This window comes from Elusimicrobiota bacterium (assembly GCA_016218575.1).
GTDB lineage: Bacteria > Elusimicrobiota > Elusimicrobia > UBA1565 > UBA9628 > JACRDN01.
The window spans coordinates 126,529-149,651 of record JACRDN010000020.1 but is presented as its reverse complement, the minus strand read 5'-3'; the positions used below and the strand labels follow the sequence as shown (position 1 = coordinate 149,651).

19 protein-coding genes and 1 tRNA gene are annotated in these 23,123 nt (G+C 61.6%); 6 read left to right on the top strand and 14 right to left on the bottom strand.

Translation table 11 applies throughout. The features are described from left to right. Positions 1 to 15: 15 nt before the first annotated feature. The 6 genes from HY921_11520 to HY921_11495 form a co-directional block, all read right to left on the bottom strand. Positions 16 to 2,256, bottom strand: a complete 2,241-nt coding sequence (locus tag HY921_11520) for a PBP1A family penicillin-binding protein (protein MBI5631500.1) — start codon at positions 2,254 to 2,256, stop codon at positions 16 to 18. Positions 2,257 to 2,267: 11 nt separating this feature from the next. Further along, entirely contained in the window at positions 2,268 to 3,215 is a 948-nt protein-coding gene (locus HY921_11515; protein MBI5631499.1) for a PorV/PorQ family protein, read from the bottom strand. After that, positions 3,212 to 4,678, bottom strand: coding sequence for a hypothetical protein (locus HY921_11510; protein ID MBI5631498.1), 1,467 nt, complete (start codon positions 4,676 to 4,678; stop codon positions 3,212 to 3,214). The genes HY921_11515 and HY921_11510 overlap by 4 nt, the downstream gene beginning before the upstream one ends. A gap of 47 nt (positions 4,679 to 4,725) precedes the next feature. Then, on the bottom strand, positions 4,726 to 7,104 hold the full coding sequence (locus tag HY921_11505) for an ABC transporter ATP-binding protein (protein ID MBI5631497.1): 2,379 nt from the start codon (positions 7,102 to 7,104) through the stop codon (positions 4,726 to 4,728). Positions 7,105 to 7,202: 98 nt separating this feature from the next. Next, positions 7,203 to 8,336, bottom strand: coding sequence for an ATP-binding protein (locus HY921_11500; GenBank protein MBI5631496.1), 1,134 nt, complete (start codon positions 8,334 to 8,336; stop codon positions 7,203 to 7,205). Positions 8,337 to 8,416: 80 nt separating this feature from the next. Next, positions 8,417 to 8,493 (bottom strand) — tRNA-Cys (locus tag HY921_11495). A 70-nt stretch (positions 8,494 to 8,563) separates the two neighbouring features. On the opposite strand from HY921_11495, the gene HY921_11490 reads away from it, so the two are divergent. After that, positions 8,564 to 8,854 (top strand): 30S ribosomal protein S20, encoded by a 291-nt coding sequence (locus HY921_11490; GenBank protein MBI5631495.1) that lies wholly within the window; start codon positions 8,564 to 8,566, stop codon positions 8,852 to 8,854. Positions 8,855 to 9,484: 630 nt separating this feature from the next. Here HY921_11490 and HY921_11485 read toward each other — a convergent pair. Further along, positions 9,485 to 9,919: a hypothetical protein gene (locus tag HY921_11485; protein ID MBI5631494.1), complete on the bottom strand. Its 435-nt coding sequence runs from the start codon at positions 9,917 to 9,919 to the stop codon at positions 9,485 to 9,487. Positions 9,920 to 10,468: 549 nt separating this feature from the next. Here HY921_11485 and HY921_11480 point away from each other — a divergent pair. Then, the gene (locus tag HY921_11480) at positions 10,469 to 12,010 is read left to right on the top strand and encodes a hypothetical protein (GenBank protein ID MBI5631493.1); all 1,542 of its coding nucleotides are present in this window, start codon (positions 10,469 to 10,471) and stop codon (positions 12,008 to 12,010) included. Here HY921_11480 and holA read toward each other — a convergent pair. From holA to HY921_11465, 3 genes are read right to left on the bottom strand one after another with little or no spacing between them, the layout of a single operon-like run. Beyond that, positions 12,007 to 13,008, bottom strand: coding sequence for a DNA polymerase III subunit delta (gene holA / locus HY921_11475; GenBank protein ID MBI5631492.1), 1,002 nt, complete (start codon positions 13,006 to 13,008; stop codon positions 12,007 to 12,009). The genes HY921_11480 and holA overlap by 4 nt on opposite strands. Before the next feature lie 10 nt (positions 13,009 to 13,018). After that, on the bottom strand, positions 13,019 to 13,642 hold the full coding sequence (locus HY921_11470; GenBank protein ID MBI5631491.1) for a hypothetical protein: 624 nt from the start codon (positions 13,640 to 13,642) through the stop codon (positions 13,019 to 13,021). A 10-nt stretch (positions 13,643 to 13,652) separates the two neighbouring features. Then, a complete protein-coding gene (locus tag HY921_11465; protein ID MBI5631490.1) occupies positions 13,653 to 16,148 on the bottom strand; it encodes a leucine--tRNA ligase in 2,496 nt (831 codons plus the stop codon). A gap of 41 nt (positions 16,149 to 16,189) precedes the next feature. On the opposite strand from HY921_11465, the gene HY921_11460 reads away from it, so the two are divergent. After that, positions 16,190 to 17,359 (top strand): caspase family protein, encoded by a 1,170-nt coding sequence (locus tag HY921_11460; protein ID MBI5631489.1) that lies wholly within the window; start codon positions 16,190 to 16,192, stop codon positions 17,357 to 17,359. 16 nt (positions 17,360 to 17,375) lie between these two features. On the opposite strand, the gene HY921_11455 is transcribed toward HY921_11460, so the two are convergent. Then, positions 17,376 to 18,137, bottom strand: a complete 762-nt coding sequence (locus HY921_11455) for a class I SAM-dependent methyltransferase (protein ID MBI5631488.1) — start codon at positions 18,135 to 18,137, stop codon at positions 17,376 to 17,378. Between the two features lie 91 nt (positions 18,138 to 18,228). Between HY921_11455 and HY921_11450 the strand changes: the two genes are divergently transcribed. Beyond that, complete coding sequence (locus HY921_11450; protein MBI5631487.1) at positions 18,229 to 18,870, top strand: hypothetical protein; 642 nt, start codon at positions 18,229 to 18,231, stop codon at positions 18,868 to 18,870. On the opposite strand, the gene HY921_11445 is transcribed toward HY921_11450, so the two are convergent. Continuing rightward, positions 18,867 to 19,727: a LysR family transcriptional regulator gene (locus HY921_11445; GenBank protein ID MBI5631486.1), complete on the bottom strand. Its 861-nt coding sequence runs from the start codon at positions 19,725 to 19,727 to the stop codon at positions 18,867 to 18,869. The genes HY921_11450 and HY921_11445 overlap by 4 nt on opposite strands. A gap of 97 nt (positions 19,728 to 19,824) precedes the next feature. Between HY921_11445 and HY921_11440 the strand changes: the two genes are divergently transcribed. Together HY921_11440 and HY921_11435 are read left to right on the top strand one after the other, a co-directional pair. Beyond that, a complete protein-coding gene (locus HY921_11440) occupies positions 19,825 to 20,958 on the top strand; it encodes an aminotransferase class I/II-fold pyridoxal phosphate-dependent enzyme (protein MBI5631485.1) in 1,134 nt (377 codons plus the stop codon). Next, complete coding sequence (locus tag HY921_11435) at positions 20,951 to 21,748, top strand: class I SAM-dependent methyltransferase (GenBank protein ID MBI5631484.1); 798 nt, start codon at positions 20,951 to 20,953, stop codon at positions 21,746 to 21,748. Before HY921_11440 ends, HY921_11435 begins: the two co-directional genes overlap by 8 nt. On the opposite strand, the gene ybeY is transcribed toward HY921_11435, so the two are convergent. Both ybeY and HY921_11425 read right to left on the bottom strand, forming a co-directional pair. Further along, on the bottom strand, positions 21,705 to 22,163 hold the full coding sequence (gene ybeY, locus HY921_11430; GenBank protein MBI5631483.1) for an rRNA maturation RNase YbeY: 459 nt from the start codon (positions 22,161 to 22,163) through the stop codon (positions 21,705 to 21,707). The two genes, HY921_11435 and ybeY, sit on opposite strands and share 44 nt — an antisense overlap. Then, entirely contained in the window at positions 22,160 to 23,119 is a 960-nt protein-coding gene (locus HY921_11425; GenBank protein ID MBI5631482.1) for a PhoH family protein, read from the bottom strand. The genes ybeY and HY921_11425 overlap by 4 nt, the downstream gene beginning before the upstream one ends. Positions 23,120 to 23,123: the final 4 nt, after the last annotated feature.

Sequence of the window (23,123 nt, the reverse complement as noted above, 5' to 3'; positions counted from 1 at the left end):
CCAGGAGTATACTTTTTATTTCCCGAAAAAGCGCTTGAACCACCCCACCACGCCGCGGGGGTGCAGGGGGCAGAATTCCTTGGGCTGGCTGCCCTCGAGGAAGACCTCGGAGCGGCGTTGGGGGCAGCCCGCGTGGGCTTTGAGTCCCGAGACCGGGTCTATGTCCATCCAGACCAGGCCCTGGGGCCTGGGAAACTCGGCACGCGGGTATTGGCGCAGGCTTTCCTCCATGAAGCGGGCCCAAATGGGAAGGGCGTCCTTGGCCCCGGTCGCGTGGATGGGCTTGTGGTTGTCCTCGCCCACCCAAACCCCGGCCAGGATTTGCGGAGTGTAGCCGATAAACCACGCGTCGCGGCCATCGTTGGTGGTGCCGGTTTTGCCGGCCGCGGGCTGCAGGAGGCCGGCGCTTTCGAGGCTTTTGGCCGTGCCTTCCTTGACCACGCTTTCGAGGAGCGAGTGCGCGAGGTAGGCCAAAGCGGGATCGACGACGGGAGAGCGGTCCCAGGAAGCCCATTCCAGCACCGCGCCCTCGGCGTCGGTTACCGCCGCGACAAGGCCCGGCTGGACGCGGAAGCCCCCGTTGGCGAAAGGCGCGTAGGCGGCGGTCAGCTCGAGAAGGCTGAGCTCGGAGGCTCCCAAGGCCATGGCCAGGCTTGGGTCGAGGGGGCTCGAGACGCCCATTTTCTGCGCGAAGTCCCGGATGGCCCCCATGCCGGTCTTCTCGGCCAGGTCGAGGGTGGCCGCGTTCAGGGACTGGGCCAAAGCCTGGCGGACGGTGACGGTTCCTCTATAATGCCCGTCGTAATTCTCGGGGCTCCATTTCCCGCGCGGCCCGGGGTAGGAGCGCAGGATGTCGTTTAGGACGGTGGCCGGGGTCATGCCCTTCTCCAAGGCCGCGCCGTAGACGAAGGGCTTGAAGGCCGAGCCGGGCTGGCGGAGGGCCTGGGTGGCGCGGTTGAACTGGCTTTGCGCGAAGTCTTTTCCCCCCGAGAGAGCCAGCACCTTGCCGCTGGCCGGATCCAGCGCCACCAAGGCCGCCTGGTGGAGACAGGAGGACACCGCCTTCTGCGCGGCCCGCTGGAGGAGGGGGTCCATAGTGGTGTAGAGGCTGAGACCCTGGCGGAACAGTGCGTCCTCGCCGTAGCGGGGCAAGATCTGTCGCACCAGCTCGGCCGTGAAGTAGTCCTCGTCTTTCTTGTCCTTGCGGCCGGGGGCCTCCTTGGCCGGGGCCAAGGCCTCGGCCAGGGCCGCATCGAGCTCCTGCTGGCCAATGAAGCCCTCCCGCCTCATCTGGCGCAGGACCCAGTCCCGGCGCGACTTGGCCGCCGCTGGGTTTTGGCGCGGGTTGTATTGATGGGGAGAGCGGATGAGGCCCGCAAGGGCCGCGTTTTGGGCCAGGCTCAGCTCCTTCAAGGGCCTTGCGAAGTAGAAATTGGCCGCGGCCTTCATCCCGGCCACGCTCACGGGCCCGTCTTGGCCCAGGTAGATGTGGTTGAGGTAGAGGGCCAGTATCTTCTCCTTGCTAAAGCGCAGCTCGAGATATAGGGAAAGGCCGGCCTCGGCGAGCTTGCGTCTTAAGGTTCGGCGGGGGCTCAGGAAAATGTTCTTGGAGAGCTGCTGGGTGATGGTGCTCGCCCCCTGGAAAGGGCCCTTGCGTGCCAGGTTGCTCCAAAGGGCCCTGGCGATGGCCCTAGGGTCCACCCCGGAGTGGGTGTAGAACCTCTTGTCCTCCGCGGCCAGGACCGCGAGCTTGAGTTTTCGGGGAAACTCCTCGGGCCGGGCCAGCTCCCGGCGGACCTTTTGCGGTCCCGAGAGCTCGGCCATGAGCTCCGGCTCCAGGGCGACGAGAGAGGCGGGCTCGCCCGCCGGGGCTTCCAGTTTCCAGCCTCGATCCGGACTCCAGATCAGCCGAAAAATCCCGGCCTCCTGTCTCAAGGTGGGGGCCGTAAAGCCCCGAAGGTTCACGGTCAAGGCTGGGGGAGCCCAGGAAAACTGCCCCGGGGCCGGATTGTCCGACTCCTCGTATCTCAGGCGCCGCAGCCTCTCCAGGAGTTCGGCCGCGGGGACCTCGAGGCCAGGCCTTAGAATGTAGGGAGCGCTGTAGACCTTGGTCGGGAAGCTGAAGCCCAAGCCCCCCAGCACGAGATCCGAGAGCCGGGTTTCCGCGTAGAGGACCAGGCCCACCACCCCGGCCCCCGCGCAGGAGAGGGCGAGCAAAGCGGCCAAAGCCCAGGTCCGGCCCCTTTTAAGCCTCATGAGAGATTATTTTAGAAATAAACGCCGACGCTGAAATGGTGGAGGTTGTTGAAGGCGCGCTTGACGCCCAGGGCGTAGTCGAAGATGAAGCGCCCTTCCCGGAATCCCAGGCCGAAGCTGAAGGAGTCGAGGTCGCGGTTGAAGACGTAGCCGAAGCGCACGGCCCCATGCCCTCCCTGTCCCAGGGGCATGCCCATCTCCAGGCCCAGGGCCGCGCTTGATCGCTCGTCCTTCACCTTGACCTGGTCGGCCGTGAAGAGGAACTCGTTGATCGTATAGGGGACATCCTTGAGGAGTCCGAAGCGCTCGAGTTTGAGCTCGTAGGCCAGCCCATAGCGGGCCGTCGCCGGGAGAGGGTCTCCTTCCTGCTCGTATTTGACGTTCGGCCCCAGGTTTTGGAGGGAGGCCCCGAAATTGAGCCCCGCCACGGGTGAATGCCAGATGACCCCGCCGTCGGCGGCGTAGCCCGTGGCCCGGGCGGCTTGGGCGAGTTCTAATCGGTAGGATTTGACGAGCCCCCCGGCGGAGAAACCCAGGCCCAGGGGGACGCTCGCCCCCGCTAGGGCCACCAAGTCCTGCTGGGCCTTGCGGCTCTCGTTGGTGCCGTCCGAGAGGCTGATGCGCACCGTCCCCGCGTCGTAGTAGGCGAGCCCCGCGCAGAGCGTCCCGAAAGGCAGGGGGTGGGCGTAGCCCGTGAAGCTAAAATGGTCGTCTATGGCGCCGTGGGTATACAAGGTCTCAAGGACGGGCCGAGCGCCGACGATTCCCGCCGGATTGTAGCCCATGGATTCGACACCCCCGTCCACGGCCGAGAAGGCCTCCGCCATTGCCAAGGCCCGCGAGCCTCCGATTTTCCTCAAGGTGCCCGCGCCCGTGCGTCCGGCCTCCGCCCAGGCCCGAGGGGCGCAGCCCAAGGCCAAAAAGAAAACGGCCGCGAAAAGGGCTTTGGCGGATTTCACTTGATCACGATGATCTTGCTCACGACGCTCAGCTTGGGGCCGGTGGATTGGAGGAGGTAGAGGCCGCTCGCCACGGTGTTGCCGAGGCTCGTCTTGGCGTCCCAATTGAGCGTGGTGGTTCCCTCGGCCATGAAGCCGTCGTAGAGGGTTCGTACGAGCGCGCCGTTCAAGGTGTAGAGCTTGATCGTGACGTGCCCCGAGTTGAATATGGTCGCGTCTATGCGCGCGGTGGTGCCGGCCCGCGGGCGGAGAAGATTGTCGGTGACCGCGACGCTGCCTCCCTGGAAGTCTATGTTGACGGCCGAGGACAAGGTCGAGGCCCGGCCGTTGGAGTTGGTGACGACGAGGTCCCAGTAGCCGAGGTTCTTGCCTTGGGTGTCGAAGGTGACCGTGATCGTCTGGTCGTCCACTCTGGTGAGAGCCGCCCCCGCTATGTCGGTTTGCCCGGTTTGGGTCAAGGCCGCGGTGGGCCCGGCGGAGAAAATTTCTCCAGTTATCGTGAACTGCCGGGCCGCGAGGTTCTTGTAGACCGTGGCCGGGCTCACGGACTGGGGATTGGGAACCTCGGCCACGGCGCTGTAAACCGCGGCCGTGCTCACCCCCGGCAGGGCGAAATTGTAGTAAAGCCGCCAGCTGAAGGTGTTGGTCGAGCGAACCACGAAGGGAAAAGAGAGGCTTCCCGTGGCGCTCGGAGTCGAGACCCGCACCCCCGCCTCCAGGGAGAAGGCGCTTCCAAGGGCGTCAGAGGAGACGGCACTCGCCACCACGGTGTGAGTGCTTTCCCCGCTGGCCGGGGCCGTGTAATAAAGGCGCACGCGGTTATCGCTCAGAAGCGTCGCCGCCGCTTGGCTGGCCTGGGTCGAGACCACGACCGAGCCGCTGGCGAAGTTGCGTCCCTGGTTGGTCGAAAGGGCGCTGAAGATCTGGTGGTTCGATATCTGGTCGCCGGCCACGGAGTTCTGGATGTAGTAGACCCGCCAGTCCCCGCTGCCGAGCTTGACCATGGTCGGGTAGCCCGTGAAGGTGGTGTCGTCGGCCGCCGCGATCCGGGTGCCGGTGTCGTTGGCCCAGGCCAGGCCGTCGGCCGAGGTCGCGCTGTAGATGCGGTAGGCCCCCGTGCTCCCGATCACGGAGTAGAGCATGCGAAATCCCCCGCCGGTCAAGGGCAGGATGGAGCAGCCGGTGATGGAGCTGACCGCGATGTCCAAAGACGGGACGGTGAGGCTCGAGATGCGCACGCCAGCCTCCTCGGTCCAGTCGAGGCCCGCGTCGGTGGTGGCCGAGTAAACCTGAGAGCTTCCGCGGATGTAATAGAGCCTAAGCGCGGGATAAGCCCCGGTCGCGGCCTGCACCGCGGCCGAGGAGACCCGTATCCCGGCTTCCTTCGTGAAGGACGGGACCGCCCAAGCAAGGGAGGGCCCCAGGGCAAAAGCCAACAACCCCCACAGGAGCGGGCGTCTCATCTGGTGTCAGACTACAACTTTTCAACTATTCGACGCCAGGCGGGGCGCTATTTGTAGGAGTTGGCGGACGCAAAGAATCGCCCTTTAAGGGCCATGAGCTCGGCATAGGTGCCGCTTTCGACTATCTTGCCGCGCTCGAGGAAGAGGATGCGATCCGTTTTTTTCAAAGTCTCCAGGCGGTGGGACGACACGAACACGTTTCTCTTTCCCGGCCTGTCCCAGAGGACTTCCTGAAGCGCCGCGTCGGCGGGAGGGGAGACCTCGCCGGTTCCCTCGTCTATGAAAAGCACCCGCGGCGCGCGCAAAATGGCCATGGCCGCGGTGATGAGCTGCTGCTGGCCTCCCGAGAGCGCGGACACCTCGGCGTCCAAGCCGTCGGGCTTCTCCAGCACGAAGCGGGCCCCGGCCTGGTCCAAAGCCAGGTTGAGCTCGGCCTCCGTGGCTTGGGGCTTGACCGCCAGGAGATTCTGCCGGACGCTGCCTATCAGGAATTGCCGCTGCGGGAGGAGGGCCTGCTGGGCCCGGTGGCTTTCGCGGCTCACGGCGGCAAGGTCGTGTCCATCCACCAGGACGCGGCCGCCGGTCGGCTGGAGGATGCCAGCCAGGAGCCTCATGAGAGTGGTTTTCCCGGAGCCGTTGTCTCCGACCAAGGCGATCACTTCCCCCGGCTTGACCTTGAAGCTGATTCCGTTTAAGGCCGGGCCTTCCTTCGGATCGTAGGAATAGGAAAGCTCCTGGACCTCTATATGGCCCTCTATTGACGGCAGCAAGGTTTGGGCCGTGTCCTTTTCCAATGGGATGGCCAGGATATCCGCCACGGCCTTGAGGCCGCCCTCCGCCTCCTGGGCCGACATCTGGTCGTTCATCATTCCCTCGAGGGCCGCCCGCATGGAGAAGGCGTAGCCCTGCATGGCCACTATGGCCCCGGCCGAGGGCGTCTTGTGCCAGAATAGGCTGAGGGCGCACAAGAGGCCCACGCTCAAGCCCGCGGCCTCCCCGACCGTGCCCACGAAAGTTCGGTAATTGGCGTAGAGCTTGGAGCGCTCGAGGGCGACGTCGGCCAGGGCCCGCGCTATGGCGAGGAGTACCTGGGAGGCGTGGCTCTCTATGCCGTATGCCTTGACTAGGTCCAGGAGCGAGAGCAGGCGGTTGGTCGCCGCGATGAGGCTGTTGTGGAGCTCCGTATACCTGAGATTGTAGCGGGCATGGAGCCCTCCGAAGTCGGAGCCCAGTGCTGCGAACGCGGGAAGGACCAGCAGGCTCAGCGCCGCCAAAACCCAATCCTCCTTAAAAAAAAGCGCGGCGCTCAACGCCAGTTGGAGAGTATAGGCGGGAAGATGCGTCTTGAAGTCGATCGTCGCGACGGGCAGGAAGGTCGCGTTGTTGTGGAGGGCGGCGGCGAGCTTTGCCCGTTCCTCGGGCGTGTGCCGCAGGGCCTCGGCCATGTCCAGATGCGAGAGGCGCTCGATGAAATGGGCCCGCAGCTTGAAAACCGACAAGGTTCCGAGGCGATAGGAGAGCCAGCGCCGCCACCACTCGACCCCGACGTAGAGCGCCTTGAACGCGAACGTGGCCCCCACGTAGGCCAAGAGCAGGGACTCAGGATTCTTGGCGATCCCGTCCACCGCCGTGTCTATGACTTTCTGCATCACCCCCGTCGTGGCGGGCACGAGGAACGCCGCCAGGATGGACAAGGCCATGAGCCCGGCGATCTCGCCTTTGAAGGGGCGTATGAAAGGATCGAAGGCCCGGTGGGCCCTCCACAGTCGGATCATGGTCCGCGCCTGATCCACTAGGCGCTGGGCCAGGCGCCCCGGGCTCAGGCTTTCCCATGGGGGAGGTGCTGGAATTGCGGCGTCGGCCGGTGGCGCCTCAAGCCAAGAGAATCGGATGTGATCGGCGAGCCTCCGCCGTTCCCTCGCGGTCATGAATTGCGGCAAGCGCTCGGTGAAAAGGAAAAGCTGGGGCCGCCCGTCCTGAGCGTGTCCGTAGGCCGCCACGTCCAGCTCGGGATCGAGCTCGTCAATGAGGAATATCTCGATGCCTCGTCCGTCGAAGGTTCCGTCCGGGTCGTGCCGGGCGTATTCCGGAGTTCCCGGTGGGAGACGGCGAGCCTTATTTTCGAGGACCAGGCGTCGGAGGGTGCGGCGCAGGGCGGTGTTCTGCAGAAGAGATAGAGGGAGTCCGGAGCGCCTCAACGCGAAAAACGGAGCGTCGGTCCGGCCCGGCAAATCATCAAGGCCGGCCTGAAATAAGGCGGGAGCCAGGGGCGAGGGAAGGGCCGGGACGATGAGCGGAGTCTGAGATATGCCTGCCGGAATGCCTTTGCGCCCCAATCCCGCCAGGGCCGGAACCGGGCTTTGGCAAAAAACCAAACCGGAAAGGGCGGCCAAAGCCGCCGCCTTTCTAAGGGATCGCGGCAACATTCAGGCAAAGATAACACTTTTGGCCGAATGTTCGGGTTCCTCTCGGCACCCCCTGGAAGCGGCCAAAGGGCCTAGTTGTTTTGCCCCGAAAGGCCTGCTTAATCCAGTAGTTCCGTCAGCCGGGGCAGGGCCTCGTGCAATGGAACCAAGTTCACCCTGCCCTCCTTCCTGCGGCGGTTTCCTCCGTAAAGCAGGAAGGTCTTAGCCATTGGATAGTCCTTGAGGAAGGCCTGCAGCCCAGCGAAATCAGAGGTGGCGGGCTTGGCCGCGCGTTTGACCTCGAAGGCCCTGATCCCCTTTTCCCCATAAAGCACAAAGTCCACTTCCCGGCCGTCCGCGGTTCGCCAGTAATGGATCGAGTATCCGAGACGCAGGCAATCGTTCACCGCGCGCAATTCCTGGAAGATTAGCGTTTCCAGCGCATGGCCCTCGATTTGCTCGGGCCTGTCCAGGGGTCCTTTGGGCCGGATGGTTCGATAGAGGCCCGCATCGAAAAAGAAGAACTTCGGATGCGCGACGATGCGTCTTTTCGCCCTTTTGGCGAAGACCGGCACTTGGGCCGCGATGAGGAGGTCCTCAAGGATCGAGAAATAGTTTTCGACGACCTTTCGTTCGATGCCGCAATCGCGCGCCACGGCCGAGACATTTAGTATGGACGCCTGAGAAAAGCTCGCCGCCTCAAGGAACCTGGCGAATGGTCCCAGGCTGCGAACGAGCCCTTCCTGCTGGATTTCTTCGCGCAAATAGGTCTTGACGTAGCTTTCTAGATAAGCCTTTGGGTCGCTCTCCACATAGACGCTGGGTAGCTGGCCAAGGGCCAGAGAGCGCTCCACTTGGAAATCTTCCCCGAGCTCAATGGCGGTTAAGGGATGCATGGCATAGGTCAGAGCGCGACCCGCCAGCAGATTGACTCCGCTGCGACGCAGCTTGCGGGCGCTTGAGCCGGTCAGGACGAATCGGCAAGCGCGTGCTTCAATGAGGCGGTGGACCTCGTTGAGGAGATCCGGTATGCGCTGCACCTCGTCGATCACCACCCAGCTGTTGCGCTGAGGGGGCAGGAAACTCTCGAGCCTTTGCGGATTGGCCGTGAGGTCGTTGAACAATTCAGATTCCAGCAAGTCAAGATAAACGGCCTGTGGCAGCGAGTTCCTGACCCAGGTGGTCTTGCCGGTGCCTCTGGGGCCGAAAAGGAAGAAACTTTGGTTCGGGACTTTTATAAGTCTGGAATACATAATTCCATTTTACATAGATATTTGGAATTGTCAAGATAAATTTGTTAAACAGACGATTATCGCCCGGGGAAGGCTGAAAGTGGAGGTGCGAGCGGGATTCGAACCCGCGAGTAACGGTTTTGCAGACCGTCCCCTTGGACCACTTGGGTATCGCACCGTTCTGGAAGCGACAAAGCCATTCTACCATTTTGTTGACGGTGCGGATGTAAAATGATTTAATATAGTTTATGGCACAAGCAAAGAAAACAAAGCGCCACCCATCGGCTCTCAAAGCCGACAGGCAGGCGATCAAGCATCAGGCGCGCAACCGTTCCGTCAAGAAGGGAGTCAAGCTCGCGGTCCGAGCCGTGATGGACGCGGTCTCGGCCAAGGACGCCGGCAAGGTTGCCGACCTCCTGTCCAAGGCCGCCGCGGCGATAGACAAGGCCGCCCAGCGCGGCACCATCCATTGGAAGGCGGCGGCCCGCAAGAAGTCCCGCCTCGTCCAGAAAGCCCAAGTCCAGCCTTCGGCCGTTTGACGGTTTAGCGCAGGGTTAAAGCCGTGCGCTGAATGCAGCGGGTGTAGGTCCTTTGGCCCATCTTCCTGAGGGCCTTTTGCTCCTCGTTTCCCACGGTTTTTCGGGCTAAAAACGAGCATGGCTGCGCTTGCCAAATCGGCCCTGGTGTCGTTTCTGAGCCTGGGCTTTTTTGTTTCCAGAAGCTTGGCCAGGCCTATTGCCTCGCCCATGGAGGCGCGGGTTGTACGTGCCGTGAACCCTGCTGAGGCCCAATTCCGCTCAATCGTCTCCAACCAGCTGAATCATTTTTTGTCCTTGCCGCCTAAAAGAGGGCTTGAGTATCTGAAGGCCTTGGCTGGGGCGCCGTCCATGGATTTCGCCTCCATGGGGGAGCGTCAGTCGGCCCGGACGGTGTTGGCCCTCTTGTTAAACCGGGCCTTCCCAGCCATGCCGGGGGCGTTCATTGTTCACCAGGGGCTCAGCCAAAAGTTGGGTCCTGAGAATTTGTCCGCGATCGCGGCGGCGGCTCGTGAAATCCAGAGGTTTTCTCAAAAAGATGCTAGTTTGGAGAGGACCGTCCTCATATTGCGAAGGCAATTGGGCATTAGTGCCGGCGCTCCTTGGCAAAGCGTCGCGCGACTGGACGCCAATTTAAAACGCTTCTTTGACGCCTCGATTGCGGCGGTCGTGCCAGCTCCTACTCCCGTGGTCGCGCCCCTTGAGACGAAAGCGGTCCCTCTTTCGGGGCTTGGGAAATATTCCGGACCCGGGCAAGAGCCGGCCGCGTTGGAGCCCCCTCGCCCGCCCGCAGAACATGGGGTTGAGCCAGGAAAATCGCGGATTCACGGGATGATCGAGGCCGGCCGGGGAATGCTCCGGACCGCGCTTGAGGCCAGGCGCCTGGCCAAGAAGCATGAGTTTCGGAAAGTTCCAGAAGGCGTGCGAGCCACGTTTAGGGATCCCTCCGGGATCGTTTACGTCACGGTGCGCTCTCGAGCCGACGCTCATTTCCTGGCCGAGGCCTATGAAAGATCGGGAGAGGACAGCATCCTCGATTTCAAGGTCCCTGTTCCAGAGCGCAGGCATGTTCGCTTCGACAGAAGGCGCCCCATCAGCTTCGGCATTGAAGCGGAGTTCAATCTCCGTGAGAATCCGGCTGTTTTATGGGACTACCGCCCTCCCTCCATTCCCGAGAAGAAGTGGAGAAAAATGGCCTTCCGGGAGAGGTTGGCCGCGGCGGAACAGGCGTTTCCAAAAACGCAAAAAAAAGGGGTGGTTGCCCTTAGAAAGCTTTCGACGGCGCCGCGGAAATTGCCCGCCTTGCTGCGCTTTGAGGGCGACGGGAATTTTGAAATGAATGGCTTGGTGTTCGATTCCATGGGGAAGTTGAGGGATTCCGTAAGGTTCCTCATCCGGCGCTACGGCCCGATCTCCCTGCAGGGGCATGACGCATACAAGGACTACGATGAGGTTCAAGGCACCGCCGGCTATGTCGTTTTTGAGTCGGACCTCGCCCAGCTAAAAAGCCTGGAAAGAAATTATGGGCAATTTTTGAAGCGTCCCGAGGTTTTGCCGGGAAAGAACCTCGTCCATCATTCCTTGGGGCCGCTCGGGGAGGCGGATCGCGAGCTGTTCTTGGAATTGGAGCGCAGAGCCGGGCGGGGGCAAAAAGTGGGGCGGCCGGGCAGCGCCCGGTTGAGCTATGCCCCGGTATTTAGGGATGACATTTATCCTGAAGGATATAAGGGCCACGAGTTCAGGCAATTCCATAAAAGAGATGAAGAGCTTCTATCCGCCATGGATGAGTTCTCGAGGATATTGGCCGTTTCGGGAGACTTGACGCCTTTTGAGCCGTTTGCAGAGATCAAACTTCTGTCTCCGGATTTGCCCGCGCAGCGGGCCCGAGAGCTTGATATCTTCATTGATGCGGCGGCTTGGAGAGATTTCTTTCAAAGAATCGGGGAAGCGGCGGAAGAAAAAATCAAGCGCAGCGTCCTCAACCCTTCCATCAGGATAGGAGCAGCTCCGCTGGCCGAGAGATTCTTCTATCCCTTGAGGGACTGGAGTCGCCACCCGGTTATTCAAAATCTCCCCCCAACTGAGAAGCCGCAAGCCTTGCTCCGCATTGAGAGGGCTTCCAGAGGCTTTATCAGGCGGGTCAACAGCCTTGTCGAGAGGGAAAGGGACGGCGGCGCCTCCAGCGAAGGTCTTATCGAGCCGCTGCAGACAGCCGTGGCCCGATGGGGTTATGAGGCCAATCTCTCGGAATACTTCCAGACGTTTAAAAACAATATTCTGACGGCCGGCGGCGCGCGCGGGCCGCCCTTGGCGGCGGCGCCCTTCGTGCGTTCAATTTCCCAAGTCATGGCGCATCCCCACGAAATGCGGGAGTTTTCCAACGGCAAGGAATATGTCTACTACAAGGACGGCGGGGAGCTGGATTTAAAGTCAAAGGCTTACCAGGATTTCCTTGATTCCAGCGTGGAGGTCTATTATAGCCCCGGCTATGAGCATGTTTTTTTGAGGATAGGAAGAAAGAGTTATAGTTTCCCGAATTATATTCCCAAAGAATTTAACCCACGTATAAAAAAGGAAAAAGGGTTCATGTTCCAAGTGGGCAAGGAAAGAATTCAAGAGGTCCTAAGCGGAATTGATGGACTGCACGAGGCCATGCGGCCGTTCTTTGATATTGATTCCAGAGAATTGGAGATTTCTCGGCTTCCAGACGACCGTTTGAGCTTGGATGGACGGATTGTCAATACAAGCGCGGAAATTGTGGATGAAAACGGCGAGGTATTTCTCAAAGACAAAAACGGATTTGCCTGGCCTCTGGTTAAAAAAGGGGAAAAATTATTCATCCAATCTCTCTCCTGCGCCACTTCCGCCACGTACATCATGAGGAAGTATTTCGGCATTGATATCGGGTTCAAATATGGAGCAAAGTCTTTGAAGGAAGCTCTCAGTCGCGGCAATCCCCAGGGGCGCAGTCCCGATGCGATCATTGATTATCAAAAGCCGGTGCTGTTTTATGAGACGACTGCTTTCATTACTGTGGTTTCATTTTTGATCGCGGCAGTGATCCTGGGGGGTTTCATGCTGCTGACATGGTTTGCTCCTCCTCTTCCCCCTGGCGGCGGTGGGGGTGGAGGAGGGTCCGGGGTCGGGGGGCTCCTCTAGGCGCCTATATCTATCACAAGCTGCTCGATCTCGATTTTGGGGTCTAGCCAGGGCTTGGATTTAAGATCCGCCTCGGTCTGGACGCAGCGATTGAGGTTGGAGATGAGCCGCTTCTCGCCGAGCTTGGCAAGACGGCTTAGATAGTCCTTGTCCCAGTAGCTGTGCAGGCGGAGCTTGTGGAATATCTCCTCGGGAGCCTTCCCGGCGGCCTGCATGCGCTTGCCGCGCAGCTGCTTCTGCACCGCGGCCGAGATCTGGTAAAGCGCCTTGAAGGCCTGTTCCTCGGGCTTTCCCGTGGCGAACAGGCGCTGGAGGTGCCCGAGGGACTCCTTGGTTTTGCGCTCCTGGACCAGGCGCGTCAAGAGGAATGGGTCGGCCAGTTTATGGTAGCCCAGGCACTCCAGGACCTCGTGAGTCCCGATCTGGGACGAGGCGGCAAACAACAGGATTTTTTCCAGTTCCTGGCTCAAGAGCCCCCAATCCGTGCCCACTTCGGAGAGAAGGGTGGCGCAGGCTTGCTCGCTCAAGACCTTGCCCCGCTTGCGCGCCTCGGCCTTGAGCCTTTCCGCGGCCTCCTCCTCCCTTAAGGGGCTAAAGAGGCAGACGGCTCCCTTTGCAAGGACCGCGGCCGTCAAGCGGTCCTTGGGGTCGGGTTTCTTGTCATCGCAGAGCAGTACCACGGTGGTGCTGGGTAAAGGCTCTTTCAAGTATTCGGCCAGGGCTTCCCGCGCCTCGGCCGGGATCTTTGGGTTGCTCACGAGGACCACCCGGCGCTCCGCGAAAACCGGCAAGGTCATGGCCTCTGACAGAATGGCGGAGACCTCGGCGTTCGGATCTCCCGAGAATTCCCGGAAATTGAAGCTGTCCTCCTTGAAGGCGGTTTTTAGTATCTCCAGGGCCTGGGCCTTGCCCGAGCTTTCCTCTCCGACAAGATAGTAGACGGGCTTGAGGCTCTTGGAGCGCCACTCCTTGGCGAGCTCGGCGGGCTTGAACTCCATGACCGCGCCCTCAGTAGGTGTTGGGGAGCACCGGCGTGATGGGCGCGCCGGGCTGGACCGCGGGCGGGGTCGAGGGCGCGTCGCCCGTGATGCGCCTCTCCGAGGTGCCCGTGACCGAGCCGAAGCCCTCCACCACGCGCTTGACGATGTCGCGGGCGAGCACGTCCCAGATGGCCTCCCGGGCCTGCTCCTCGGTCATGCCTCCGGGCAAGGTGGAGGCGGCGTAGGTCTGTATCCCCTCCATGTTTTTCTCTTCCCAGAGCGCGGTGTTGTTGACCTTGTCCACGAACTGCAGGTCCACCACGATGCGGAGCTTGTAGGCCGTGGGGATGAGGTTGGCGTCGTACTGGACCGGGGTCAGGATGTAGCGGGCGATGGTGACCCAAACCATGCCGTCGGCCTCCGACTCGGGCACGACGGGATAGCGCCCGTCGCGCAGGAACTCGTCGCGCATGCGCAAGGTGAGCTTGTCCTCGAGGCCGAACTGCTGGGTCTTGTTGACCACGGGGCGCAGGGCCAGGCGCTTGATGTGGCTGGGAAGGAGTTGGGGCGAGGGATGGTAGGCGATGTCCTGCCCGCAGCCGGATGCCAGAAGGGCCAGGGAGGCTAGGATGACTTTCCGTAGATTTGCCATGGATTCAAGCCTATTTTACCACGATATTGACCAAGCGGTTGGGCACGACGATGGCCTTGAGCACGGCCTTGCCGGCCATCGCGGCCTGGATCTTCTCCAAGGCCAAGGCGGCCTCCCGTACCGAGCGCTCGGGCGCGTCCGCCTCGAACCGGAAGGTGGCCCGCACCTTGCCATTGACCTGGACCGCGTACTCGACTTGGTCTTCCTTGATGAGGTCTTCGTCATAGGCGGGCCAGGGTTCTCGCGCCAGGCATTTCTCATGACCCAGCCTCTCCCATAGCTCCTCGGTCAAGTGTGGCGCGAAGGGATTGAGCAAAATCAGGAAGGCCTCCAGGTCGGCCCGGGCCGGGGGCTTTTGGGACTGGAGCTCGTTCAAGTAAATCATGAGAGCCGAGATCGCGGTGTTAAAGCCGAACTGCTCGATGTCCCCGGTCACTTTCTTGATGGTCTTGTGTCGAAGGCTTTTTAAGCCTTCCCCATTGGCGGGTTCGGCCGCCAGGATCAGAGACCAGGCCTTGCGCAGGAAGCGCGCCACGCCCTCGATGTTTCGCATGTCCCAGGGCTTGGACTGCTCGAAGGGGCCCATGAACATCTCGTAGAGACGGAAGGCGTCGGCCCCGTGGCTCTTGAGGATGGAGTCGGGATTGACCACGTTTTTCTTCGACTTCGACATTTTTTCGACCTGGGAGTCGAGCCTCTCGCCGGTGGCGGCGAGGAGAGGGCTTCCCTGCTCGTCGTACTCGACCGTGTCGTAAGGGTGGTAGCAACCCTTGGAGTCCCTGTGCGAGAAAGAGAGAATCATGCCTTGGTGCCGCAGTTTTTTGAAGGGCTCGGGGGTGGAAATGGCACCGGCGTCGAAGAGGGCCTTATGCCAGAAGCGGGCGTAGAGCAGATGCAGCACCGCGTGCTCGGCCCCTCCCACGTAGCAGTCCACGGGCATCCAGGCATTCTCCAGCTCCTTGGAGCAGAGTTCGCCTTGATTGCGGGGGTCTATGAAGCGCAGGTAGTACCAGCAGGAGCCGGCCCACTGGGGCATGGTGTTGGTCTCGCGGCGCGCGGGCGCTAGGCATTGGGGGCAGGCCGTTTTGACCCAGGACTCGATTGCGGCCAGGGGCGACTCCCCGGTTCCGGTCGGCTTGTAGTCGGCCACCTCGGGCAGGAGCACGGGCAAATCCTTCTCCGGGACCGGGACCTTGCCGCAGGTCGGGCAGTGGATGATGGGAATGGGCTCGCCCCAATAGCGCTGGCGCGAAAAAATCCAGTCCCGCAGTTTGTACTGCACGCTGCGGCGCCCCTGGCCGGAGAGCTCCAGGTGCCGGGTGATCTTTTCCTTGGCCGAGGCCGTGGGCAGGCCCTCGAAGAGGGGGGAATTGACCGCGATCCCGTCCTCTACGAAGGCCTCCGCGGGGTTTTGGGGGCCCTCTACGGGCCTCACCACCTGGATCACGGAGAGTCCGTGCTCGCGGGCGAACTCCCAATCCCTGGCGTCGTGCGCCGGGACGGCCATGATGGCCCCGGTGCCGTAGCCCATGAGCACGTAGTCGGCGACCCAGATCGGGATTTTCCTGCCGTTGACGGGGTTCTCTGCGTAGGCCCCGGTAAAAACCCCGGTCTTGTCTTTCTGCAGGTCCGAGCGCTCAAGATCCGACTTGGATTTGGCGGCCTCGACATACGCTGCCACCTCGGACTTGCGGGCCGGCGCTGCGAGGCGGCTGGCGAGCTCGTGCTCGGGGGCCAGCACCAGGTAGGTGGCCCCGTAGAGCGTGTCGGGTCGGGTGGTGAAGACCTTGAGCTCCGTGCTGTCCGCGAGCTTGAAGCTTACCTCGGCGCCCTCGGAGCGGCCGATCCAATGCCTCTGCATGGCCATAGTCGAGGCCGGCCAGTCCAAGGCCGCGAGGTCGTTTTCCAGGCGGTCCGCGTAGGCCGTGATCTTCAGAATCCATTGCCGCAGGCTCTTGCGCTCCACCGTGGCCCCGCAGCGCTCGCAGGCCCCGTTGAACACCTCCTCGTTGGCTAGACCCGTCTTGCACGAGGGGCACCAGTTGATGGGGGCCGTGCTCTCGTAGGCCAGGCCCTTCTTGAAGAGTTGGAGGAATATCCACTGGGTCCAGCGGTAGTAGTCCGGGGAGGTGGTGTTGACCTCCCGGTCCCAGTCGTAGGAGAAGCCCAGGGACTTGATCTGGCGCCTGAAATTGGAGATGTTGCGCTCGGTGACGACGCGCGGGTGGGTGCCGGTTTGGAGGGCGAAATTCTCGGCCGGCAGGCCGAAGGCGTCCCAGCCCATGGGATGCAGGACGTCGAAGCCCTGCATGCGCTTGAAGCGGCACAATATGTCGGTGGCGGTGTAGCCCTCGGGGTGGCCCACGTGCAGGCCGTCGGCCGAGGGATAGGGGAACATGTCGAGGCAATAGAATTTCCGGCCCTCCCGGGGAATTCTCGGGGCCTTGAAAACCCCCTCCGCTTCCCAGCGCGCCTGCCATTTGGCCTCGATCTCGCCAAAGGCGATGTGCTCGACTTTCACTGGGAAATTATAGTAATTTTCTGGGCATGAAGACCTTTTACGGCCTTTTAGCCGCGGCCGTGCTGTTTTCCGGCGCTCCGGCCCGCGCCTCGGAGATCGATTACTCCCGGGCGTGGGTGTTCGCGGTCGGCATCATCGACTGGCCCGCCTTTCCCGCCTCCCCGGAGCAGAAGGCCGGCCGCCGCGACCGGGAGCTCATGGAATTTCTCGCGGCCAAGGGAGTCTCGCGGGAGCGCATCGTTTTCCTAACGGACCGCCAGGCTTCGACTACCGCCAGCATCCGTGATGAGTTCCGCCGGACCTTGGCGCGGACCAAGCCCGGGGACTTCCTTTTCCTTTATTACGCCGGGGAGGGGGACGTAGACGCCCGCGGCCGGTCCTATTTCATGGCCCGCGACAGGGGCGCTTGGACCGTTCAGTCCATTTTCCATGACATCGAGAGGGATTTCAAGGGCGCCCGGGCCATTCTCGCCGCCGACTGCTGCTACTCCGGGGGCCTCGCCGTGGAAGCCGGCAAGTTGTTTGGAAGAGTGTCTTATTTTGTTCTTTCCTCCGTGGACAATACCAGCGGCTCGACTGGGGAATGGACGTTCACGGAAGCCCTCCTAGCCGGCCTTCGCGGGGAGCCCGCCGTGGACTTGAACAGGGATGGGCGTGTGAAATTCGAGGAATGGGCCGAGTACATCCAGTCGGAACTCGCCTTTAACGACGATCAGATCTCCGCCTCGGCGGCGACGGGAATTTTCGGCCCTGGAGCGGAGATCGCCCGAACCTCCCGCAAGCTTGCCCCCAGGGAAAGCGAGCATGTGGAAGTGCCAGACGCAAGCTCTTGGCGGAGGGCGCGCGTCATCGAGGCCCGGAGAGGGCGGCTCAAGGTGCGATATTCGCAAAAGCGACAGCCCCGCGAGGAATGGGTAGACGCGGCCCGGGCCCGGGCATTCCTGCCTCCGCCCATGCGCCCGATCGGCCAGAAGGTCTTGGTGGAGTACGAGGGGAAATGGCTGCCGGCCGTCATCCTCAAGCACTTCCGCGGCGTCCACCGAATCCGCTACGACGACCCCAGCTATCTCGACGAGTGGGTGGAGGCCAAGCGGATCAAGGACGTCAAGTTTTCCGGACTTTTCACGAGAGCCGCCGCCAAGATGTCTTGGGTGTTTTCTCGGACAAGGATGATGCTTCTTCCGGGCCGAAAATGATTTTCGATGAAGTTGTTCACAAAACTTCGCGGGAAGTTTTTGTGGATAAGTTTCTCGCCATGAGCAGATAGGTTTTCTTGCCGAACGTGTAGCGCGGGCCGAGAAGTCGAACCTCCTTGAGCCCGGCCTGGACATAAAAATCGCGATATTCCTGGGCATGGTCAATGTCGAGGATGGCGAGCTTGCCGCCGGGTTTAAGAACACGAAGGATTTCTCGCAGGGCCCTCTCCCTTTCCCGGGCATCGTAAATATTATGGATGGCCCAGCTGGAGACGACCGCGTCGAAACGGGCGTCCTCGAAAGGCATTCGCCTCATGTCCCCATCATGGACTTCTATTTTCCCGGCCACACCCTCGATCGCGGCGTTGGCGCGGGTTGCTTTGCGGCAATTCGAGCTCTGGTCTTCCTGCGCCCACATGTCGAGGCCGTGGGCTTTGCCTGTGGAAAGCCTTTTGGCCGCGCCGATTAGTAGCAGCCCTCTTCCGCAGCCCGCATCCAACACGGTTTCGTCCCCTTCCAATTGAAGCTGGTCCAAAAGCCAGTCGCGTTCGCGAAATTTGAGGAAGAAACTTCCGAACGCAATGGTTATAGCCGGCATAAGAAAGAAGAAAGAGGCCGTGTAAGCCAGGCTTGCCAGGATTGAGCACAGCCAATGAGAAGGCAAATGCCTGAAGAGAATCGTGGTCAAGACAAGGCCTAAGACCCCGAAATATCCCCAGCGCTTGACAATCAAGGGCGCGTCCAGTCCATAATTTGGCTTTTCAAGCGCTTTTGCCATGAAGGCATGATAATAAAATAGGCCCTTTGGGTGCCTCACTGCTGCCCTTTTGGCCCATGAACTCCGGTGAGTGGGCGGTTAAAATAACTATATGGGGAAATGGGCGGGAAGCGCTCTCTCGGGTCTGGTATTGGCTTTATTGGCGGCCGACGGCTGGAGCGCTTCCAAGCCGCCCGAGTGCTTCCGGCAGATCATAACCGAGGTAAAGGCCCTCCCGCCCCTGGTTCCGGGGGCTTATTCCGTCGCGGGGGAGATCCCGTACTCCATCTCCTTTGAAAACGGTTTAAGACTAGTCAGCGACCCGGCCGCGCGCGAGGTCCTGGTCTTCTTTCCGAACGGCAAGAAGCTCGTCCTGGCGGAGGCCTCTTTGGCGGCGGCCTCGGACGCCATTGTCTTGTCCCAGGTGGTTCGGCGCGAGGGCGAGACGAGGTTCGTGACGGCCCAAGCCATCAAGGAGCGGGCTCCCTGCGTTTACGGCGCCAAATTCGACCCGGCCAAGGATTGGATGACCAGCATCGAAGCGCGCCGGTATTGGAAGAATTACCCGCCGTCCATCGTCTACTTGGTGCTCGCGGGCCTTTACGGCAACGCGGCGGCGCGCCATGGCGCCGCCGCCTTCGAGCCGGTCAAGGAGGGCTTGTCCGGGGAATACCGCTCGGCCGGAGGGGTCGTCATGGTCCCGCTCATTCTGCGCCGTTGGGCCTCGGAGCAGAATCCGTTCCCCAATCCCTAGCCCCCCAGCCGCTCTGCGCAGTGGCTTTTGAGGCGTTGGATGATTTCCTTCTGCAGCCTTGAGTAATAGGGCTGCTTGAAATAGTGGAGAACGACGGGTATTTCAAGGGGCTTGAGCCCCGGGATGACCCGCACCGACGAGGCCTTGGAGAGCAGGTGCCTGGGCACCACGGCTTTCCCGAGGCCCAGGGCCGCTCCATTGATGATCCCGTGTATGTCGTCCATGTAGCGCCGAGCCGGGGATTTGGACGCCCTTAGGCCCTGCTTCTTTAGGAAGAGCTCGGTGGTGCGGTCATTGGGGTCGTGGTCGAGGTAGATATCCGGGGAGCGGAAGCGGGAGCTCTCGATCAAGACGCAGGCCTCGCGGCCCAATAGGACGGATTCGAGGCCGGAACGCTCCAAGATCCGGTCGAGCACGACGAAATCGGCCTCGCCGCTCTCAAGCATCCCCGGCAAGTCGCGCATCTCGGCCGCGGCGAACTCGTATTGAACCAAGGGGTTCTCCCTCAGAAACCCGGCCAGGGCCGGAACCACGACCGAATGCAGGATCGTGGAGTATCCGGCCAGGCGCAGGCGCCCTCCAAAATCGCCCTCGGGCGTCCCGCCCAGATCGCTTAAAAGCTCGGCCTCGAGATGTCCTTGGGCCTGGCAGTAGCGCAAGAGCCTCGTCCCGGCGTCGGTGAGGCGCGCCTCTTTTCTGTCGCGCACCAAGAGGGTGAGCCCCAGGGCGCGCTCCAAGCTTCGAATCCTTTGGGAGAGGGCCGGCTGGGTGATGTTGACGCGCTTGGCGGCCGCGGAGAAGCTCCGGGTTTGCGCGGTCGCGTGGAAGGCCTCTAGCTCGTGCGCTGGGATTGGCATAAGAAATTGTTATGGATAAATAGAATCTATTTATTTTACATCATATCACCCTTCTGTTAAAACTGGGCAGGCGTCAGCCGGGGAACAGGAGGAATTTATGACAGGACAGACTTTGACGGAGATAGAGGCTCTGGGGCTCGAGAGCCGGCATGATTTGGCCAACGGGCATGCCTCGCAGGAGCTGCCCGAGTTTCAGCAGGCGATCGTCAAGCGATTGCCCGAGCTTTGGGAGAGCGGCGCCAAAATCAGGTCGGGAGAGGCCGAAAGGCGGTTCAAGGAGGCGTTCCGAAGGCTGTCGAGTTGCCCGTCTTTGGCGGGCTACGGGCATTTCAAGATAGCCCCGACCGCGTCCTGCTCCATCGACCTGGCGGCGGTGTGGCTGGCCGAGAAAAAGCTCAAAACCGCGCTTCTTGAGCCGACCTTCGACAATCTCTGCCTGATCCTTAAGAGAAGGGGCGTGGCTTTGGAGGCTTTGCCCGAGCCCGAGCTTCACGGGGGAGCCTGGGACAAGGCCCTGGACCGGAGCCGGGCCGGTGCCGTCTTCATCGTCAATCCCAATAATCCAACGGGCAAGGTTCTTTCCAGGGAGCAATTCCAAGGCCTGGTCGAGTGGTGCGCGCGAAATAAGAAAGTCCTGGTCCTGGACAATACCTTCCGGTTCTTCATGCCTCAGGACACGGACCATTACCAGATCCTCTTGGACTCGGGGGTCTCCTTCATTTCCATCGAGGACACGGGCAAGGTCTGGCCCACCCAGGAGATCAAGGCCAGCCTCCTCTTCTGTTCGCCAGACATCATCCGGGAGATGGAGGTTATCTACGATGAGATATTCCTCTGCCCCTCGAACTTTGCCCTGGCGGTTCTGGGCGAGTTCTTGAAAGACGCGCTGGAACGGGGCCTGGCCGAGGCCGTATGGAAGGAGGTCGCCGAGAGACGGATCCAATTCAGGCAGGCCCTGGACGGGGAGGTGCTGTCGGTGCACCCGGAGGCCTTGAAGTCGAGGCTGAGCGTGGAATGGGTCCGGATCGGGCCGCCTTTTAAAAGCGACTGGCATTTGGCCCAGCATTTCAAGGCCAAAAATCTGGTGCTTCTGCCCGGAAGGCCTTTCTACTGGAGCCGGCCCGGGGCGGTCACCCACTGCGCGCGCTTTGCCTTGCTCAAGCCCAAGGCCGATTTTCTTGAGGCGGTCGCGTTTTTGAGTCAAGAGCTCTGGAGGCTCGGTCATGAATAAAATCGAATATCCGCTCGGACACTCCCTGGAGGAGGTGGTCCGGCTGGAGTCTCAAGCCCTCCTCTTGCGCGAGCCCGTCTTGGAGGCGCTGGCAAGCCAAGCCGGGCATTGCCTTGAGATCGGCTGCGGATCCGGGGCCAATTGGCCCTGGCTTAAGCGGGCCAACCCAAGGCTCAAATACACCGGGATAGACAAGGCCTCTCAGGCCGTCGCCGTGGCCCGGGCCAAGTTCGGGCAGGAGCCCGGCGCTGAATTTCTCGTCATGGATGGGGGTGGTATCGCTTTTAATGAGTCCAGTTTCGACCTGGTGTTTACCAAGTTGGCGCTGTGGTGCATCGGCCCGCTTTGGGAAGAGACTCTCAGACAGGTCAGGCGCCTGCTTAAGCCCGGAGGGGTCTTCTACGCCCTGGAGCCTTGCAACCAGTTGATACAGTGGCAGCCCCAAAAACCCGCCGCTCAAAAATGGATGCGGCTATGGGACGAGGCCGCGATCGGCAAGGGACTCGATCCTTGCATCGGGACCAAGATCCCCGGGGCTTTGGTCAGGGCCGGTTTTGAGGGGGTTCAGGCGAAATTCCATCCCGTTGCGGCCCTGGGAGCCCAGGGGAATGACTACGAGGCCGTAGTCAGCAACCTTAAGGGCTTTTATTTCGGGGAGGCAGCTATAAAGCTCTGTATTGATAATGAGTGCGGCCTGGCCCGGGAGGCGGTTCGAGCAATGAGCCTCCGGCGGCCCGATTCTTTGGTTATGGACGCCTTATTCGCCTCTTGGGGCGTGAAAGGGAGCTGAGTATTCTGTCTTGCCTGGCGAACATTCTCGCCTTTTTCCGCGGAGTGGAATCCTCGTGGCCGAGGAGATGCAAGGTCCCGTGGATGATGAGGGTCAGTATTTCCTGGAGGAGAGGGTGTCCGAGCTCACTGGCCTGCGCTCGGGCCTGCGGGACGGAGATGTAAACGTCCCCGAAGGGCTCTCGGGGGCTGTTCGGGGGGTCGTAGTTGAAGGCGATGACGTCGGTGTCGTGGTCGTGGCGCAAGAATGTCTCGTTTAGGGCGAGCATCTTTTTTCTATCCGTTAAAATAATGCTGATCTCCCCCGAGCCGCGGAACTTCTCGCTCTTAAGTGCGGCAAGGCAAGCCTTCCTCAAAAGGCGGGGCTTCCGGGCCGAGGCGGGCAGGAGCCCGGCGCCGAAGACGTTGACCGTCACTGCTTCTGCTCCCAGAGATCATAGGCCCGGATCACGCGCTTGACGAGGGGATGGCGCACCACGTCTTCCTCGGTGAGGCGATGGAAGGCCACTCCCTCCACCCCCTTCAATATCTCGGTCACGCGCACCAGGCCAGAGACGGTCCTTTCAGTGAGATCGGTTTGGGTGATGTCGCCGGTGACGACGGCCCGCGAGCCAATGCCCATACGGGTCAGGAACATCTTCATCTGCTCCGGGGTGGTGTTTTGGGCCTCATCGAGGAGGATGAAGGAGTCTTCGAAGGTGCGCCCGCGCATGTAGGCCAGGGGAACGATCTCGATCACCTCGGTGTCCCGCCACATCCGGAAGCGCTCGGGGCCGAGCAAAGCGAAGAAGGCGTCGTAGAGGGGCTTGAGGTAGGGGTTGACCTTCTCCAGCAGGTCTCCCGGCAAAAATCCCAGGCGCTCTCCCGCTTCTACCACGGGGCGGGTCAAAATGATGCGGTTGACCTGCCGCAGCTCGAGCGCCCGCAGGGCGCAGGCCACGGCGATGAAGGTCTTTCCCGTGCCGGCGGGGCCGATCCCGAAGGCCAGCTCGTGGCTCAGGATCGTGTCTATGTATTTCTGCTGGTTGGGCGTGCGGGCCCGGACGATTTTCCCGTAGGCCGTGCGGTAAATCCCGTCCTCGGGAACGGAAGGGGAATCCAGGTCCATGGGTTCTGGGATGGAGGCCTGGGCTTGGCCTTGGCCCAGGCCTTGCCGGATGACAGCGAGCTTTTCGCGGATGCGGCGCATAACCTTGTCCGCTCGGCCGGCGCTGCCCTTGATGGTGAGGCGCAGCTCCCCCGTCTGCGCGTCCTGGCGCAGGAAAATCTCGACGCCGAAGTCGCGCTCCATCTGGCGCAGGGCGGCGTCCCTTTCGCCCAGGAGCTGAAGGGCCTCCTCGGGGCTTTCCAAGCGGATTCTTTTAGTGACCATATTC